This window comes from Mesorhizobium alhagi CCNWXJ12-2 (genome assembly GCF_000236565.1).
Classification (GTDB): Bacteria; Pseudomonadota; Alphaproteobacteria; order Rhizobiales; family Rhizobiaceae; genus Allomesorhizobium; species Allomesorhizobium alhagi.
The window spans coordinates 26,974-40,686 of sequence record NZ_AHAM01000140.1; the positions used below are offsets into that span (position 1 = coordinate 26,974).

General features: G+C 63.6%; 15 protein-coding genes. 9 read left to right on the plus strand and 6 right to left on the minus strand.

Annotated elements, in window-relative coordinates; all coding sequences use genetic code 11:
• Nucleotides 1–141: 141 nt before the first annotated feature.
• Both MAXJ12_RS34455 and MAXJ12_RS16485 read left to right on the plus strand, forming a co-directional pair.
• Nucleotides 142–1,128: an AraC family transcriptional regulator gene (locus MAXJ12_RS34455; protein ID WP_008837056.1), complete on the plus strand. Its 987-nt coding sequence runs from the start codon at nucleotides 142–144 to the stop codon at nucleotides 1,126–1,128.
• Between the two features lie 189 nt (nucleotides 1,129–1,317).
• Entirely contained in the window at nucleotides 1,318–2,298 is a 981-nt protein-coding gene (locus tag MAXJ12_RS16485; protein WP_008837057.1) for an AraC family transcriptional regulator, read from the plus strand.
• A gap of 98 nt (nucleotides 2,299–2,396) precedes the next feature.
• Here MAXJ12_RS16485 and MAXJ12_RS16490 read toward each other — a convergent pair whose 3' ends face one another.
• Nucleotides 2,397–4,676, minus strand: a complete 2,280-nt coding sequence (locus tag MAXJ12_RS16490) for a PBP1A family penicillin-binding protein (RefSeq protein ID WP_008837058.1) — start codon at nucleotides 4,674–4,676, stop codon at nucleotides 2,397–2,399.
• A 197-nt stretch (nucleotides 4,677–4,873) separates the two neighbouring features.
• Here MAXJ12_RS16490 and MAXJ12_RS16495 point away from each other — a divergent pair, with 197 nt between their 5' ends.
• The 4 genes from MAXJ12_RS16495 to MAXJ12_RS16510 all read left to right on the plus strand — a co-directional run bounded on the left by MAXJ12_RS16495 (nucleotide 4,874) and on the right by MAXJ12_RS16510 (nucleotide 9,407).
• The gene (locus MAXJ12_RS16495; protein ID WP_008837059.1) at nucleotides 4,874–7,561 is read left to right on the plus strand and encodes an ATP-dependent helicase; all 2,688 of its coding nucleotides are present in this window, start codon (nucleotides 4,874–4,876) and stop codon (nucleotides 7,559–7,561) included.
• A 6-nt stretch (nucleotides 7,562–7,567) separates the two neighbouring features.
• Nucleotides 7,568–8,275: a hypothetical protein gene (locus MAXJ12_RS16500; RefSeq protein ID WP_040586526.1), complete on the plus strand. Its 708-nt coding sequence runs from the start codon at nucleotides 7,568–7,570 to the stop codon at nucleotides 8,273–8,275.
• Nucleotides 8,276–8,469: 194 nt separating this feature from the next.
• Nucleotides 8,470–8,835, plus strand: a complete 366-nt coding sequence (locus MAXJ12_RS16505) for an endonuclease domain-containing protein (RefSeq protein WP_008837061.1) — start codon at nucleotides 8,470–8,472, stop codon at nucleotides 8,833–8,835.
• 368 nt (nucleotides 8,836–9,203) lie between these two features.
• Nucleotides 9,204–9,407, plus strand: coding sequence for a hypothetical protein (locus MAXJ12_RS16510; RefSeq protein ID WP_008837062.1), 204 nt, complete (start codon nucleotides 9,204–9,206; stop codon nucleotides 9,405–9,407).
• A 14-nt stretch (nucleotides 9,408–9,421) separates the two neighbouring features.
• Here MAXJ12_RS16510 and MAXJ12_RS16515 read toward each other — a convergent pair whose 3' ends face one another.
• From MAXJ12_RS16515 to MAXJ12_RS16530, 4 genes are all read right to left on the minus strand, one after another.
• Complete coding sequence (locus MAXJ12_RS16515) at nucleotides 9,422–9,787, minus strand: DUF488 domain-containing protein (RefSeq protein ID WP_008837063.1); 366 nt, start codon at nucleotides 9,785–9,787, stop codon at nucleotides 9,422–9,424.
• A gap of 41 nt (nucleotides 9,788–9,828) precedes the next feature.
• On the minus strand, nucleotides 9,829–10,296 hold the full coding sequence (locus MAXJ12_RS16520; protein ID WP_008837064.1) for a hypothetical protein: 468 nt from the start codon (nucleotides 10,294–10,296) through the stop codon (nucleotides 9,829–9,831).
• Between the two features lie 99 nt (nucleotides 10,297–10,395).
• Entirely contained in the window at nucleotides 10,396–11,031 is a 636-nt protein-coding gene (locus MAXJ12_RS16525) for a DapH/DapD/GlmU-related protein (RefSeq protein WP_008837065.1), read from the minus strand.
• Nucleotides 11,032–11,073: 42 nt separating this feature from the next.
• Nucleotides 11,074–11,562, minus strand: coding sequence for a CreA family protein (locus MAXJ12_RS16530; RefSeq protein WP_008837066.1), 489 nt, complete (start codon nucleotides 11,560–11,562; stop codon nucleotides 11,074–11,076).
• Between the two features lie 148 nt (nucleotides 11,563–11,710).
• Here MAXJ12_RS16530 and MAXJ12_RS38225 point away from each other — a divergent pair, with 148 nt between their 5' ends.
• Genes MAXJ12_RS38225 through MAXJ12_RS16540 form a run of 3 tightly spaced genes read left to right on the plus strand, consistent with a single transcriptional unit; the run spans nucleotide 11,711 to nucleotide 13,418 of the window.
• Nucleotides 11,711–11,872: a hypothetical protein gene (locus tag MAXJ12_RS38225; RefSeq protein WP_165033491.1), complete on the plus strand. Its 162-nt coding sequence runs from the start codon at nucleotides 11,711–11,713 to the stop codon at nucleotides 11,870–11,872.
• Between the two features lie 46 nt (nucleotides 11,873–11,918).
• A complete protein-coding gene (locus tag MAXJ12_RS16535) occupies nucleotides 11,919–12,497 on the plus strand; it encodes an SCO family protein (protein WP_008837068.1) in 579 nt (192 codons plus the stop codon).
• Nucleotides 12,498–12,545: 48 nt separating this feature from the next.
• Nucleotides 12,546–13,418, plus strand: a complete 873-nt coding sequence (locus tag MAXJ12_RS16540) for a 50S ribosomal protein L11 methyltransferase (RefSeq protein ID WP_008837069.1) — start codon at nucleotides 12,546–12,548, stop codon at nucleotides 13,416–13,418.
• 37 nt (nucleotides 13,419–13,455) lie between these two features.
• Here MAXJ12_RS16540 and MAXJ12_RS16545 read toward each other — a convergent pair whose 3' ends face one another.
• Nucleotides 13,456–13,638: a hypothetical protein gene (locus MAXJ12_RS16545; RefSeq protein WP_008837070.1), complete on the minus strand. Its 183-nt coding sequence runs from the start codon at nucleotides 13,636–13,638 to the stop codon at nucleotides 13,456–13,458.
• Between the last annotated feature and the right edge of the window lie 75 nt (nucleotides 13,639–13,713).

The window sequence follows — 13,713 nt, forward strand, 5'->3', positions numbered from 1 at the left end:
CCGTTACTTTGCGATGTCTGGAGTTATTTCAGCATTGTCATGGCGTGTCTTCGCATGGAGCGAAGACTGACATTGCAATGAGCGAACAGTCGTGCGAAGCCGGATGGGCAGAGTGCATAACTGCGCCTGGAGGCGACTGCTATGTCGGGGGAGTTTTTTTCGGCGCATTTCACCACGACCGATCTGCCGGAACCGGAGCGCCTCGCCGCCTTTCACGAATCGATGGCTGGCGCCATGGGTCCGGTGGATATGGAAGCGATAGATGATGCCCCGTTCCACGGCACATTGCGGCTCAGTGCCGTCCCTGGCCTCGGCGTAGTCAGTATTGCCACGACTCCCAAGCGGGTGGCCCGGCAGCCCGCGTCGAACGAAACCGAAGAGAGCGTTATTCTTCTGCGCGTCCGCCCCGCAAGCGGCACATTTCGGGTCACGCAAAGAAATCGCGAGATCTATCTTGGTTGCGGGGAAGCTGTGGTGCTCAGAGACAATGAGCCGATCGATTGTGCAAATAATACCGTATGCGTCGACACTCTTCGTCTTCCACGCTCCGTGTTCGACAATTTCCTTGCCGATTTCGACGGCGCGGCCGGCCGGGTGGTCCCGGCCGGCGCGCCAGCGCTGTCGCTTCTCGCCTCCTATATCGAAAATGTACATGACGAACTGCCACGCTCTCCCACATTGCGGCATCTGATGCCGATACATGTGCGCGACCTCATGGCCGTGTTCATGGGCGCCACGCGCGACGCCGAAATGCAGGCCATGGGGCGCGGAGTGGCCGCCGCACGACTGCGGGCGATCAAGCTCGAAATGGCGAGGCGCCTCCATCATGCCGACCTCACGGCCGAACGGGTGGGGCGTGACCACAAGGTAAGCGCGCGCTATGTGCAGAAGCTCTTCGAAAGAGACGGCACGACGTTCAACAATTATCTGAGCGGTCTGCGATTGGAAGAGGCACGGCGGCGGATCAGCAATCCGGAGCTTGCCCATTTGCCGATCACCGAGATCGTCTTTGACGCCGGCTTCAACGACCTGTCGACTTTCTACAGGCTTTTTCGCAGACGTTTCGACGCCACGCCTTCGGACCTGAGGTCGGCCAGTTCTACTTCAGCCCCTCCGATAGCGGATTGATCGGCTCGAAGCAGTCGGCGCCTTCGACGTGGTAGAACTGTATCCGCGGGTGCCGTTACTTTGCGATGCCTGCAGTTTTTTTATCATCTTCGGGGCGTGTCTTTGCATGAAGCGAAGGCTTGAATTGCATTGAGCGAACAGTTGTGCGAATGCGAATAGACGGCGCTGGCCGCGTTGGGGGCGACGATAATGTCTGAAGAGTTGTTTTCAGCGCACTTCACCACGGCAGAATTGCCTGAGGCGGATCGCTTGGCCGCGCATCGCGAATTCTTCAAGAATGCGATGGGGCCAGTAGATATACAAGCTGTTGGGGACACCGCCTTTCAAAGCAAATTGCGGCTAAGTGCGGTCCCGGGCTTCGGCGTGGCGAGCGTATTCACATCTCCGACCACTGTGGGCCGGCGGCCGGCACAATCGAACGAGGCGGAGGAAAGCCTGTTCTTCCTCCTCGTCCGCCCGGGAAGCGGCGCTTATCAGGTCACTCAAGGAAACCGCGAGATCGATCTCGGCAACGGCGAGGCCGTTGTGCTGAGGGGGAACGAGCCGATCAGCGGCATCAACGAGACCGCTAGGGTCGACACCTTCCGTATGCCGGTGTCCCTGTTCGATCATTTGCTTGCAGATTTCGACGGCGCGGTCGGCCGGTCTGTCCCGGCAAGTGCGCCGGCGCTGTCGCTTCTCGCTTCCTACATCGAAACAATTCACGACGAATTGCCACGCTCTCCTGCGTTGCGGCATCTGGCACCGTTGCACATGCGTGACCTTATGACCGTGTTCATGGGCGCCACGCGCGACGCCGAGATGCAGGCCATGGGGCGCGGAGTGGCCGCCGCACGACTGCGAGCGATTAAGCTCGACATGGCCAGGCATCTCCAGCGAGCGGATCTCACGGCCGAACGGGTGGGGCGTGACCACAAGGTAAGCGCGCGCTATGTGCAGAAGCTCTTCGAAAGAGATGGCACGACGTTCAACAATTATCTGAGCGATCTGCGGCTGGAAGAGGCAAGGCGGCGGATCAGCAATCCGGCGCTTGCTCATTTTCCGATCACCGAGATCGTCTTTGATGCCGGCTTCAACGACCTGTCGACCTTCTACAGGCTTTTTCGCAAGCGCTTCGACGCCACACCTTCGGACCTGAGGGCAGCAGCCTGTGAACCGGGCACTCCGTAAAAGCGGCGGAGAAATGGTCGGTAATCGCCTGGTTTGACGCGAAGGTCTGCGCTGCAAACCACCTCATGGCGAAGACCGATCGGTCCAGCCCGCCACCCCTACTTCTCGCACAGCCGCCTTGGCCCGGAATACGGCTGAAAAGTACAATCCTCGGCCCGGAACGAGCGGTAGGCGCGCGAGCAGGCGCGCACATTGCACGACACCGGCGTCTCCTCTTCCGCGGAGGCAGCCACCGCCTCCGCCCCCGGCCGGCCCTCGGCCGCTTCTGCGGCCGTCATGAAATTCTTCCAGATAACCGCCGGCAGGGAGCCGCCGGTGATCTCGTTCATCGGCGTGTCGTCGTCATTGCCGACCCAGACGCCGGCCACCAGCGGCTCGTTGAAGCCGATGAACCAGGCGTCGCGATAATTCTGGCTGGTGCCGGTCTTGCCGGCGGCAAAACCCTCCAGCCCGGCCGCCTTGCCGGTGCCGCGCTCGACAACCAGCTGCAAGAGCCCGACCAGATTGCGCTGCACGCCGCTCAGATCGGTTTCCGGCTGCTTCGACGGCCCGACCCGAAACGCCTGCGGCTGGCCCTCGCTCTGAAACGAGACGATGCCCCACGGCTCGATCGGCGCCAGCCCCGCCCGCACCGAGGCGTAGGCGCCGGTGAGATCCAGCAGGTTGACCTCCGACGCGCCCAGCGCCAGCGCCGGCGTTTCGATCAGCGGCGCGTCGATGCCGAGCTCGCGCGCCGCCGCCACGACGTTCTTCAGGCCCACCTCCTGCGCGAGGTTGACCATCGCGGCGTTGAGCGACCGAGCGAAGGCCTCGGCGATGGAGACGCGGCCATTATACTCGCCGCCGAAATTTTTCGGCGTCCAGCCGTTTATTTCAACCGGCTCGTCCCTGACGCGGTCGCGTGGCGAATAGCCGGCCTTCAGCGCGGCATGGAGCACGAATAGCTTGAACGCCGAGCCCGGCTGCCGCATGGCCGTCACCGCGCGGTTGAACTCGCTGCCGGCATAGTCGCGGCCGCCCACCATCGCCACCACCGCGCCGTCCGGCGTCATCGCGACCAGCGCGGCCTGTCCGACCCCGGCCGCCGCTTCCGAGGCGAGCCCCTCGCGCACCGCCTCCTCGGCCAGCGCCTGCAGCTCCGGCACGATGGTCGTGCGCACCTTGATCGTGCCGCGATAGGGCCCGGCGATCTCGCGCGCATCGTCAAGCACCCAGTCGGAGAACCAGCTGCCGGCGCGGTGCGCCGGGCGCGCCGGGTTGAGAGTCGCGGCCTGTGCCCTCGCCGAGCGCGCCTCGGCCTCGCCGACCGCGCCGCTCGCCACCATCACGTCGAGCACTGTCCCGGTCCGCCTGGCGGCGGCTTGCGGGTTGGTGAGCGGGCTGAGCTGCGACGGCGACCTGATGATGCCGGCGAGCAGCGCGGATTCGCTCAGGTTCAGCTGGTTCACCCCCTTGTCGAAATAGACCCGCGCCGCCGCCGGCACGCCCGTCGCGCCCGCGCCGAGATAGATGTTGTTGAGATAGCGCGTCAGGATTTCGTCCTTGCCGAGCCGCGCTTCCAGCCAGAAGGCGATGACCAGTTCCTGGATCTTGCGCTTGAAGGTGCGGTCGCTCTCCAGATAGAGAATCTTGATAAGCTGCTGGGTGATGGTGCTGCCGCCCTCGACCACCTCGCCGGCCAGGAGATTGCGCCAGACCGCCCGCCCGACGCCGCGGAAATCGATGCCGTAATGCTCGTAGAAGCGGCGGTCCTCGACCGCCAGCACCGCGTCGACCAGATGCGGCGGAAATTCCTCGCGCTTGGCGTAGGCGCCCTGATAGGGCCCCTGCTGCACGATCGCTTCGCCGTCGGCGCTTTCCAGCACCACCACCGGCTTCAGCGAGCCTTCGGCGATCTCCTGCCAAGGCACGTCGCGCAGCGCCCACCACAGAACGCCGACCGAGACCGCCAACACGGCCAGCGTTGAAAAGGCCGCCGCCCGAAGCCACGGAAACCGCCTGCGGCGTTCGGCTGCCGGCGAAATGTTGAGGTCCGCCCCGCCTGTCCGGCCCTTCCAGCGTTCGGCAAGCGGCCGCGCCATTGCCGGCAGGCCGCGGATCGAGCCGGCCAGCGCGCCGATCCTCGCCTCCATGCGCGAATAGTCGGCCTCGCGTGCCCTTGCCCCGAGCCGCCTTACGCCCACTGAGACCGCCCTTCCCGCCCGCCGCGCGGCAACGCCGAGATCGTGGCGCAGCGCGCTGGCGAGTTCCGCCGCCGCCCGTCCCGTGCGGCCGAAGGCAGGCCGCGAATCCTCGTCCTCGCGCGGTTCGGGCGCGCCGGGCGGCGGTGGCCTTTCGTTGTCGGCGGCGCTCGTTCGAGCCGTTTTCCTGCCTGCCATGAATATCTGTCGTTCGCGCGTCCCTGATTCCCGAACTAGCGCGAACGGCAGCTTCGGAAAGTGCGCTCGCGGGCATTTGAGCACCCGCGTTGCCCTGCCGCACGCCACGGCCCGTGCGCGGGCCAAACGCCGCGCCTGCCGGCACAAAACGGAAACGCTGCTGGTCTTTCCGCCCCGAATCACTACATTCGGTGTCAATGCCAGGTTTCCCGGACGACATGCCTTTTTTCGACGAACCCGCGCCGCCACCGCGCTCTGGGAGCAGCGATCGTGCGCCTTCGGGCATCGCCGCGCGCGCCATGGCCGCGCGCCAGGCTTCCGCGCCCGATTATCTCGCCGGCCTCAACCCCGAGCAGCGCCTTGCGGTCGAGACCACGGAGGGCCCGGTGCTGGTTCTGGCCGGCGCCGGCACCGGCAAGACGCGCGTCTTGACCACCCGCATTGCCCACATCCTCGCCACCGGCCGCGCCTTTCCCTCGCAAATCCTCGCCGTCACCTTCACCAACAAGGCCGCGCGCGAGATGAAGCAACGCGTCGGCATGCTGGTCGGCGAGGCCGTCGAGGGCATGCCCTGGCTCGGCACCTTCCACTCGATCGGCGTAAAAATGCTGCGCCGCCACGCCGAGCTTGCCGGCCTCAAATCCGGCTTCACCATCCTCGACACCGACGATGTCGTGCGGCTGATCAAGCAACTCATCCAGGCCGAGGGCCTGGACGACAAGCGCTGGCCGGCGCGCCAGTTCGCCATGATGATCGACGGCTGGAAGAACAAGGGCCTCGGCCCCTCCGAAATCCCGGAAGGCGACGCCCGCTCCTTCGCCAACGGCAAGGGCCGCCAGCTTTACCAGGCCTACCAGGACCGTCTGAAGACGCTCAATGCCTGCGATTTCGGCGATCTGCTCTGCCACCCGATCCGCATCTTCCGCGCCTATCCGGACGTGCTGCAGGAATATCACCGCCGCTTCAAATACATCCTCGTCGACGAGTACCAGGACACGAATACGGCGCAATATATGTGGCTGCGCCTGCTCGCCCAGCGACCGCAGGGCGAGGGAGATTGGCGCTCTTCGGCCGAAGGCCGCAAGCCCGACCGGGCGTCGGCCGGCCAGGCCGCCCCCGCGGAGGGCCAGCCGCCACAGGCGGCGATGCGGCCCGTGAGCGAAAACAGAGTCAACATTTGCTGCGTCGGCGACGACGATCAGTCGATCTATGGCTGGCGCGGGGCCGAGGTCGACAACATCCTGCGCTTCGACAAGGATTTTCCCGGCGCGACCATCATCCGGCTGGAGCGCAACTACCGCTCCACCGCCCACATCCTCGGCGCCGCCTCCCACCTCATCGCCCACAATGAAGGCCGGCTCGGCAAGACGCTGTTCACCGAGAAGATCGAGGCCGACGACGCCAAAGTCCATGTCCACGCCGCCTGGGATTCGGAGGAGGAAGCCCGCGCCGTCGGCGAGACGATTGAGCAGGCGCAGCGCGAGAAGCACAATCTCAACGACATGGCGATCCTGGTGCGCGCCTCGTTCCAGATGCGCGAGTTCGAGGACCGTTTCGTCACCCTTGGCCTCAACTACCGCGTCATCGGCGGCCCGCGCTTCTACGAGCGCCAGGAGATCCGCGACGCACTGGCCTATTTCCGCGTCGTCGCCCAAGGCGCCGACGACCTCGCCTTCGAGCGCATCGTCAATGTGCCCAAGCGCGGGCTGGGCGAAGCCGCCATCCGCCAGGTCCACGACACGTCCCGCGCGCTTCGCATCCCGATGCTTGAGGCGGCCGAAAAACTCGCCGAAAGCGACGAGCTGAAACCGAAGCCGCGCGCCGCCCTTCGCGAAGTCGCCGCCAATTTCGCGCGCTGGCAGGCGGCACTCGACCACACGCCGCACACCGAGCTTGCCGAGACCATCCTGGAAGAGTCCGGCTATACCGACATGTGGAAGAACGACCGCTCGGCCGAAGCGCCCGGCCGGCTCGAGAACCTGAAGGAGCTCATCCGCTCCATGGAGGAATACGAGTCGCTGCGCTCCTTCCTCGAGCATGTCGCGCTGGTCATGGACGCCGAGCAGCAGGAGAATCTCGACGCCGTCAACATCATGACGCTGCACTCGGCCAAGGGCCTCGAATTCGAGACCGTCTTTCTCCCCGGCTGGGAGGAAGGCCTGTTCCCGCACCAGCGCTCGCTCGACGAGGGCGGCCGCTCCGGCCTGGAGGAAGAGCGCCGCCTCGCATACGTGGGCTTGACCCGCGCGAAGAAAAACCTGCACATCTGGTTCGTCTCCAACCGCCGCATCCACGGCCTCTGGCAGTCGACCATCCCCTCGCGCTTTCTCGACGAACTGCCCGAGGCCCATGTCGAGGTAGACGAGGGCGGAAGCTCCTATGGCGGCTATGGCTCGTCCTATGGCGGCGGCTCTTTCGCCTCCGGCCGCGGTGGGCGGCAAAATCCCTATGGCGCGTCGCGCTTCGACAATCTCGGCGCCGGCGGTTCCGGCACAGGCGGAGCCGGCGGCAGCACAAGCGGGGGCGGCGCCTTCTCCAACACCTACGCCACGCCCGGCTGGCAGCGCGCCCAGCAAAACCGCACCGAGGCCACCGACCGCAACTGGGGCTCGCGCTCCGGCCACGCCGTCGAACGAATCGGCTATGGCGAGACCGACAGCGGCTACGGCGCCGGCCGCGGCTCGGTCAAGGGCCGCACCATCGACGGCGAGCTCGTCGCCAAGTCCGTCTCCGCCACCCCCTCCCCCTTCACCGTCGGCGACCGCGTCTTCCACCAGAAATTCGGCAACGGCAACGTGGTGGCCATCGACGGCAACAAGCTGACGATCGATTTTGATAAGGCGGGGCAGAAGCGGGTCTTGGATGGGTTTGTGCAGGGGGGTTGAGGGACGATGGCGGTTCACTCACGAAAGGAACTTATCGAAAAGTATATTAGAACCGCGTGGATACTGAAAATCCGCCTCATGAGTGCTCGGCGACATCTATGGGCTAGCGAAGCTTCGTTAATCCACCTCGAAACCGCCTGTCTCCAAATTCGTAAGATTTGCGAAACGATAGCCTATTTCTGCGTAATCGCAGCGGATATCGAGTTTGAAGAGGTTCCAGACCTCAGACAGAACTATCGCGTAGGAGAAACCTTTAAGCGCCTAAGAAAAAGCTCGAAGCTTCTTTTTCCGGCACACGCATGCATGACCGCAAAGGAAAACGTCAACGATCAAACAATTTGGGAGATCGACGTCAAGAATATTGACGAAGATGACATCAATAGTGTGAAGAAAATCCACGACAACACTGGCAAGATTATGCATGAGTTTTCACCATATCGAGATTTTCACGATACGGCTGCCGCGCCGCACAAACTTTGGCATGATTTGAATGCGCTGCGCGCGGATCATCAATGGCTCTGGAATCAATTCTGGCATCACGCCAATTATCTAAAAGGCACCTTATTTTTTATTAACCTTGGGGATCAAACTGAAGCCAGTCGTCCAATAATGATTAAGGTCGAAGGTTTCCTTGACGAGGAAATCTACCTCGATTTTGATCCCAATTATGTTGCTGACTTTACTGGCTCTGTTGACTGGGCGGAATTTCAATAGCGTAACAACACGGCGAATTCCAAGAGGAGCCGCAGCGGCGCGCATTATCTCCCCCCTTGCGGGGGAGAAAGCGATTTCAACATCTTAGTCCGGAGCGAAGCGTAGGCTAAGTGTTAGAAATCGCAAGAGAGGGGCTATGCCTCGCAGTGCGATGTAGCAATGCCTCACGATGCGATGTGCAGAAGGAGCCAATCTTGATCCACCGCAATGTCCCTCCGCCTCACCGCGCCTTCGCCCGCGCCATGCGCACAGATTCAACCAAAGCCGAGAACGTTCTCTGGCAGGCATTGCGCGGCAAACAACTGGAGGGCCTGAAGTTCAGGCGCCAAGTGCCGCTCGACGGCTACATCGTCGACTTCGTCTACTTCGAAGCACGGCTGATCATAGAAGTGGATGGCGGCCAGCACTCGGAGTCGCAACGCGACAAGGTCCGCGATCTGCATTTCGAGAGGCAGGGCTTTGCGACGATCCGCGTCTGGAACGACGAAGTGCTGACGAATATCGACAGCATCTGCCTGACGATCCTGCGCGAAGCCCAACGAAGATTGCGGGAAAAATAGCCCCTCACTTGCGATTTCTAACACTTAGCCTCCGCTTCGCTCCGGCTAAGATGTTGAAATCGCTTTCTCTCCCGCAAGGGGAGAGATAACCGCGCTCCCCTTTGCCGCGTCGCGCCAGAAAGCCCGGCGCCGGCCTCTATCTCCGCCTTGCGGGGAAGAAAGCGTTTTCCTGCACGTGCGAGCGGGCTTGTCCCCGAGCAAGTGCTTGGAAAACGCAAGAGCGGGGCTTTCTCACGGAGGAACATAAATCGCGATGCGATGGGCATATCGCAACATCCCGCCATCTCGCTGCTTCAATCCCGTTACGGAACAACACGGCCCGATCCCGTGTTGAGAAACAGCCCCGACCTCAATCACGGAGATGCGACATGCCAACGCCGGATCGGAACAAGAAAGGAAAAAAGGGCGGCGGCCCGCCTAAAGAATCTGCCAAGGACATGAACGACCTCCGTCGGCAGGAGCAGGCGGAACGCGGCGGCACAGGCGGCCAGGATAGGTTCGGCCAGGCCGGGGGCGAGAAGCTGCGCGACAAGCAGCAGCGCGGCGGCCAGGCAGACAACACGCGCCAGTAGCCCAGCGGGCAGCCCTACCCCTCCAGCATCTCCCGGATCACCACTGCCTGGTTATGCGCCTCATCCCTCGCCGAATAGACCAGCGTCAGCCGGCCCTTCTCGGCATGGCCGCGCAGTTCGTCGAGCAGGTCGCCCTTGGCCGCGAGTTCCTCGCGGTAGCGGGCGCGGAACTCATCCCACCGCGCAGGATCGTGGCCGAACCATTTGCGCAGCTCCGTCGACAGACCGATCTCCTTCATCCAGAGGTCGACCGCCGCCTTGTCCTTGCTCACGCCGCGCGGCCAGACCCGGTCGACCAGCACGCGAAACCCGTCGCTCTTCTCGGGGGCGTCATAAACGCGCTTGATCGCAATCCCTGTGCTCAGCAGTCCGCCTCCCAACGGAGGAGCTTGTGCCAAAAAAACCCCTCAGCGGCTCGCCCCTACTGCACGTAAACCGTCACCGCGCCGTCGGCCTCGATCGAGGTCGCCACGATGCTGGCTACCTCGACCTGCTGCTTGTCGAGTTCAGCCTTCAGCGCCGGATTGGCCTCGACGGCGCTGCGCAGCTTGGTCAGGTCGTCCTGGTTCTCGGTCAGCGCGGTCTGCAATTCGGTCGCGCTGCCGCCCAGTTCGCTGATCTTCACCACCTTCACCTCTCCTACGGCGGTGATGGTGCCGATCTGGGAGGCGCTGTTGTCGTTGGCTTTGACCGCCTCGACCACGTCGGCGATCGTGGGCGGAGCGCTCGTCGTGGTGGCGCCGGTCGGGTCGGTGTCCGGCGAAACGCCGCCCGTCGCGGCGTCGCCCTCGACGCCTGGCCGCGGCTTGGTCGTATCCTGGGCAAAGGACGGCGCGGTGAGGCTTGCTATGGCGAGCGATGCGGCGGCAAGGGTGATCATGCGTTTCATGCTGATTTCCTTTCGCAGGGGCTTGCCCTTCGATTGGAAAACAGCCGTCGGGGCGGATGGTTCCGGTAGTGGCGAGGGCACGGTTCCGGGAGGGCCGGGCTAGGCCTCTTCCCAGCGCTCCAGAAACGCCTCGATCGACAGCGCCTGCATGTCGGGAACCGCATCGGCGAGTTTTGCGACCGGCCAGTCCCACCATGCCAGCCTTTCGATGCGCGCCGAAATCTCGGGTGCAAAACGCAGCTTCAGCACCCGCGCGGGAATGCCGGCGACGATCTCGTAGGCGCCGACATCGCGCGTCACCACGGCGTTCGCGCCGACCACCGCGCCATTGCCGATCGCCACGCCCGGCATGACGACCGCGCCATGCCCGATCCAGACATCATGGCCGATGGTCACCGCCTTCGCCTGCCGCCTTTGCCGGAAACCCGCATCGACGCCGAGATAGCGGAAATACTCGTTGGGCCGGTAGCTCACCTTGTGCGTGGTCAGCCGCTCCAGCGGGTGTTCGAGCGCGTTGATCCGTGTGTTGGCGGCAATGGAGCAGAACTTGCCGATGATGGTGTAGATCGCCTCGGCGTGGCGCTCGAAATAGGAGAAGTCGCCGAGCGTCACCTCGCGCAGTATGACGCGCTCGCCGACGATCGAATAGCGCCCGAGCCGGCAGGATTTCAGCTCCGCCGTCGGGTGGATGCGCGGCTCCGGCGATTTGAAGCGGATGTCTTCCGGCTCGTCCATGGCAGCGGCTTTACGCCGCCGTTGCCCGCCCGGCAAGCAGGGCTATTGCGGCTTGCCCTCGGTCCAGGTCACCTCCTGGCCGTAGAGCGGCACGGTGGTCAGCGACATTTTCGCCGAACCATCCTGCACCTGACGCGAATGCGAAAGATAGACCAGCGTATCGTTGGCCTTGTCGTAGATGCGGTTCACCACCTGCTGCTTCCAGACCAGGCTGATGCCCTGGTTGAAGATCTCCTCGCCCTCCTCACCCATCGAGATGTCGCCGATGGTGATCGGCCCGGTCTGCCGGCAGGAGATCGACGAATCCGACGGATCCTCGAACCAGTTACCCTTCTGCAGCCGGTCGATCATGCCGCGCTCGAAATAGGAGACGTGGCAGGTCACGCCCTGCACTTTCGGGTCCGGCACCGCTTCGATGATGATGTCGTTGCCGAGCCAGTCGACGCCGACTTCCCCGACCTGCTGGGCGAAGGCAGGCAGAGCCGCGCAGACGGCGATGGTGGCCAGGACCGCAGATACGCCAAATCGCATCGAAATTTCTCTCCTGTTGAGAACCGCCGTTCAGTTGGGACCGCGCACCCGACCTTGCAAGAAAAATCCGCCGACGAACCGCATGCGCCAATAGGCAGCGGCATCATGGCCCCTTTCTGCAGCGCCTTGGCCGTACTATGTTTATTGCATGAAGCAACCCGTTTCGATGCCGGTCGGCACGGCCGCGAAGATCCTGGCTGGCGCAGCGCTCCTCGCTGCCGCCACAGGCCTTGCCTTTGCGTCCTGGATCGACCACGGCGCCGCCATCTTCATGACGATGGTCGAAGCGGGCATCTCCTGGTGCTTCTGATTCCCCCGCGCCGGGCGCGTAGCAAATCCGATTGGCGAACCTCACCATGATGCGATCCATTCTCGTTGGCATTCTCGTCCTGATGGCCGCCGGCATAGGCTGGCTGACCTTCGACTGGTACCGCTCGCAGAACGCCGGCGAGCCGTACGGCGCGCCGTTCACGCTGGTCGACCAGAAGGGCGCCGAGATCACGGAAGCCGCATTCCGCGGACGTCCCTCGGCGGTGTTCTTCGGCTTTACCCATTGCCCCGAAGTCTGCCCGACGACGCTTTTCGAACTGGATGGCTGGCTGAATAGGCTCGGCGACGAGGGCAAGGACATCCGTGCATATTTCGTCACCATCGATCCCGAGCGCGACCAGCCCGAGATCATGGACGCCTATGTCGGCAATGTCTCCGACCGCATCACTGGCATCACCGGCGATCCGGAAAAGATCGCCGCAATGGCCAAATCCTTCGGCATCTATGCCCGCAAGGTCGACCTCGGGGGCGGCGACTACACGATGGATCACACCGCCTCGATCCTGCTGCTCGACGGCAGCGGCGATTTCGCCGGCACCATCGCCTATGGCGAGAGCGCCGACGCGGCGATAGCCAAGCTGAAACGGCTGGCCGACGAAGGCTGACGCCGCTCGTTCGCTTCGCTGGCTCGCTCTCATCGCGAAAAGAAGTCCATGACGCAAACCCGCCTTCACCTGACGACCGGGCGCATCGACGCCGCCCGCATCTTCGCTGCCTTCGAGGCGGCGTTCGAGGAGGATGGCTTTCCGATTGCTGTGCTGGAGGTGGATGAGGCGCGCGACATCCAGGAGATTTCGCTCTACGCCGATGGCGACATAGACGAGGCCGAGCAGCGCATGCGTGCGGTGCTGGAAGAGCTTTCGCTGCCTAAACCGATCGAACGCGAGGCCCTTCCCGATGTCGACTGGGTCGCGCTGTCGCTGGAAGGACTGAAGCCGGTGCGCGCCGGCCGCTTCTTCGTCCATGGGGCGCATGACCGGCAAAAGCGTCGCAGCGGCGACCTTGCCATCGAGATCGAAGCAGGCCTGGCCTTCGGAACCGGCCATCACGGCACTACGGCGGGCTGCCTGGAGGTGCTGGAAGAGGTCGCCCGGCGCGAGCGGCCCAGGAATGCGCTCGATCTCGGCACCGGCAGCGCCGTGCTCGCCATCGCGCTGGCGAAGTTTTCGCACATCCCGGTTCTGGCGACCGACATCGACCCGGTCGCGACCAGGGTGGCGGCCGACAATGTCCGGCTGAATGGCGTGTCGTCGCTGGTCGAGACAGCGACCGCGCCCGGTTTTCATCACCCGGTGTTTTCGCGGCGCGGGCCTTTCGACCTGATCGTAGCAAACATATTGGCGAGGCCGCTGATGCGGCTTGCCCGGCAAATGGCCCGGCATCTGACACCCGGCGGCTCCATCGTGCTGTCAGGCATTTTGGAGCGCCAGCGCAATGCGGTGCTTGCCGCCTATGCCGGCCAAAAATTCCGCCATGTCCGCACGCTGGAACGCGATGGCTGGGTGACGCTGCACCTCAAGCGGTAGATACGAAAAGGCGGCCCGGAGGCCGCCTAAAAGCCGTTCAGAAAAAATAAGCTCTGCTGCGCTTCGACAGCTCTTCGCGGCTGTAACCGCTGGCCTTCAGCGTCTTGTCGTCGAGAGCCAGCAACGCACCGGTGACATAGCGGTCAGCCTGGCGCTGGCGCGATTCGACGAAGGCGTTGAAGGCGGATTTGAAGAAGCCGGATTTCGCACGGGTGGTCATCTACGCTCTCCTTTCAGAGATCGGAATTTGTCCTCCCGCTGAACAGATAGGCTGCGCCGATCCATTCCGGAATGG

What these genes read in the sequence shown, in the direction of transcription:
- MAXJ12_RS34455 (WP_008837056.1), top strand. Translation starts at nt 142, where the DNA reads ATGTCGGGGGAGTTTTTTTCGGCGCATTTCACCACGACCGATCTGCCG.
- MAXJ12_RS16485 (WP_008837057.1), top strand. Translation starts at nt 1,318, where the DNA reads ATGTCTGAAGAGTTGTTTTCAGCGCACTTCACCACGGCAGAATTGCCT.
- MAXJ12_RS16490 (WP_008837058.1), bottom strand. Translation starts at nt 4,676, where the DNA reads ATGGCAGGCAGGAAAACGGCTCGAACGAGCGCCGCCGACAACGAAAGG.
- MAXJ12_RS16495 (WP_008837059.1), top strand. Translation starts at nt 4,874, where the DNA reads ATGCCAGGTTTCCCGGACGACATGCCTTTTTTCGACGAACCCGCGCCG.
- MAXJ12_RS16500 (WP_040586526.1), top strand. Translation starts at nt 7,568, where the DNA reads ATGGCGGTTCACTCACGAAAGGAACTTATCGAAAAGTATATTAGAACC.
- MAXJ12_RS16510 (WP_008837062.1), top strand. Translation starts at nt 9,204, where the DNA reads ATGCCAACGCCGGATCGGAACAAGAAAGGAAAAAAGGGCGGCGGCCCG.
- MAXJ12_RS16520 (WP_008837064.1), bottom strand. Translation starts at nt 10,296, where the DNA reads ATGAAACGCATGATCACCCTTGCCGCCGCATCGCTCGCCATAGCAAGC.
- MAXJ12_RS16525 (WP_008837065.1), bottom strand. Translation starts at nt 11,031, where the DNA reads ATGGACGAGCCGGAAGACATCCGCTTCAAATCGCCGGAGCCGCGCATC.
- MAXJ12_RS16530 (WP_008837066.1), bottom strand. Translation starts at nt 11,562, where the DNA reads ATGCGATTTGGCGTATCTGCGGTCCTGGCCACCATCGCCGTCTGCGCG.
- MAXJ12_RS38225 (WP_165033491.1), top strand. Translation starts at nt 11,711, where the DNA reads ATGAAGCAACCCGTTTCGATGCCGGTCGGCACGGCCGCGAAGATCCTG.
- MAXJ12_RS16535 (WP_008837068.1), top strand. Translation starts at nt 11,919, where the DNA reads ATGATGCGATCCATTCTCGTTGGCATTCTCGTCCTGATGGCCGCCGGC.
- MAXJ12_RS16540 (WP_008837069.1), top strand. Translation starts at nt 12,546, where the DNA reads ATGACGCAAACCCGCCTTCACCTGACGACCGGGCGCATCGACGCCGCC.
- MAXJ12_RS16545 (WP_008837070.1), bottom strand. Translation starts at nt 13,638, where the DNA reads ATGACCACCCGTGCGAAATCCGGCTTCTTCAAATCCGCCTTCAACGCC.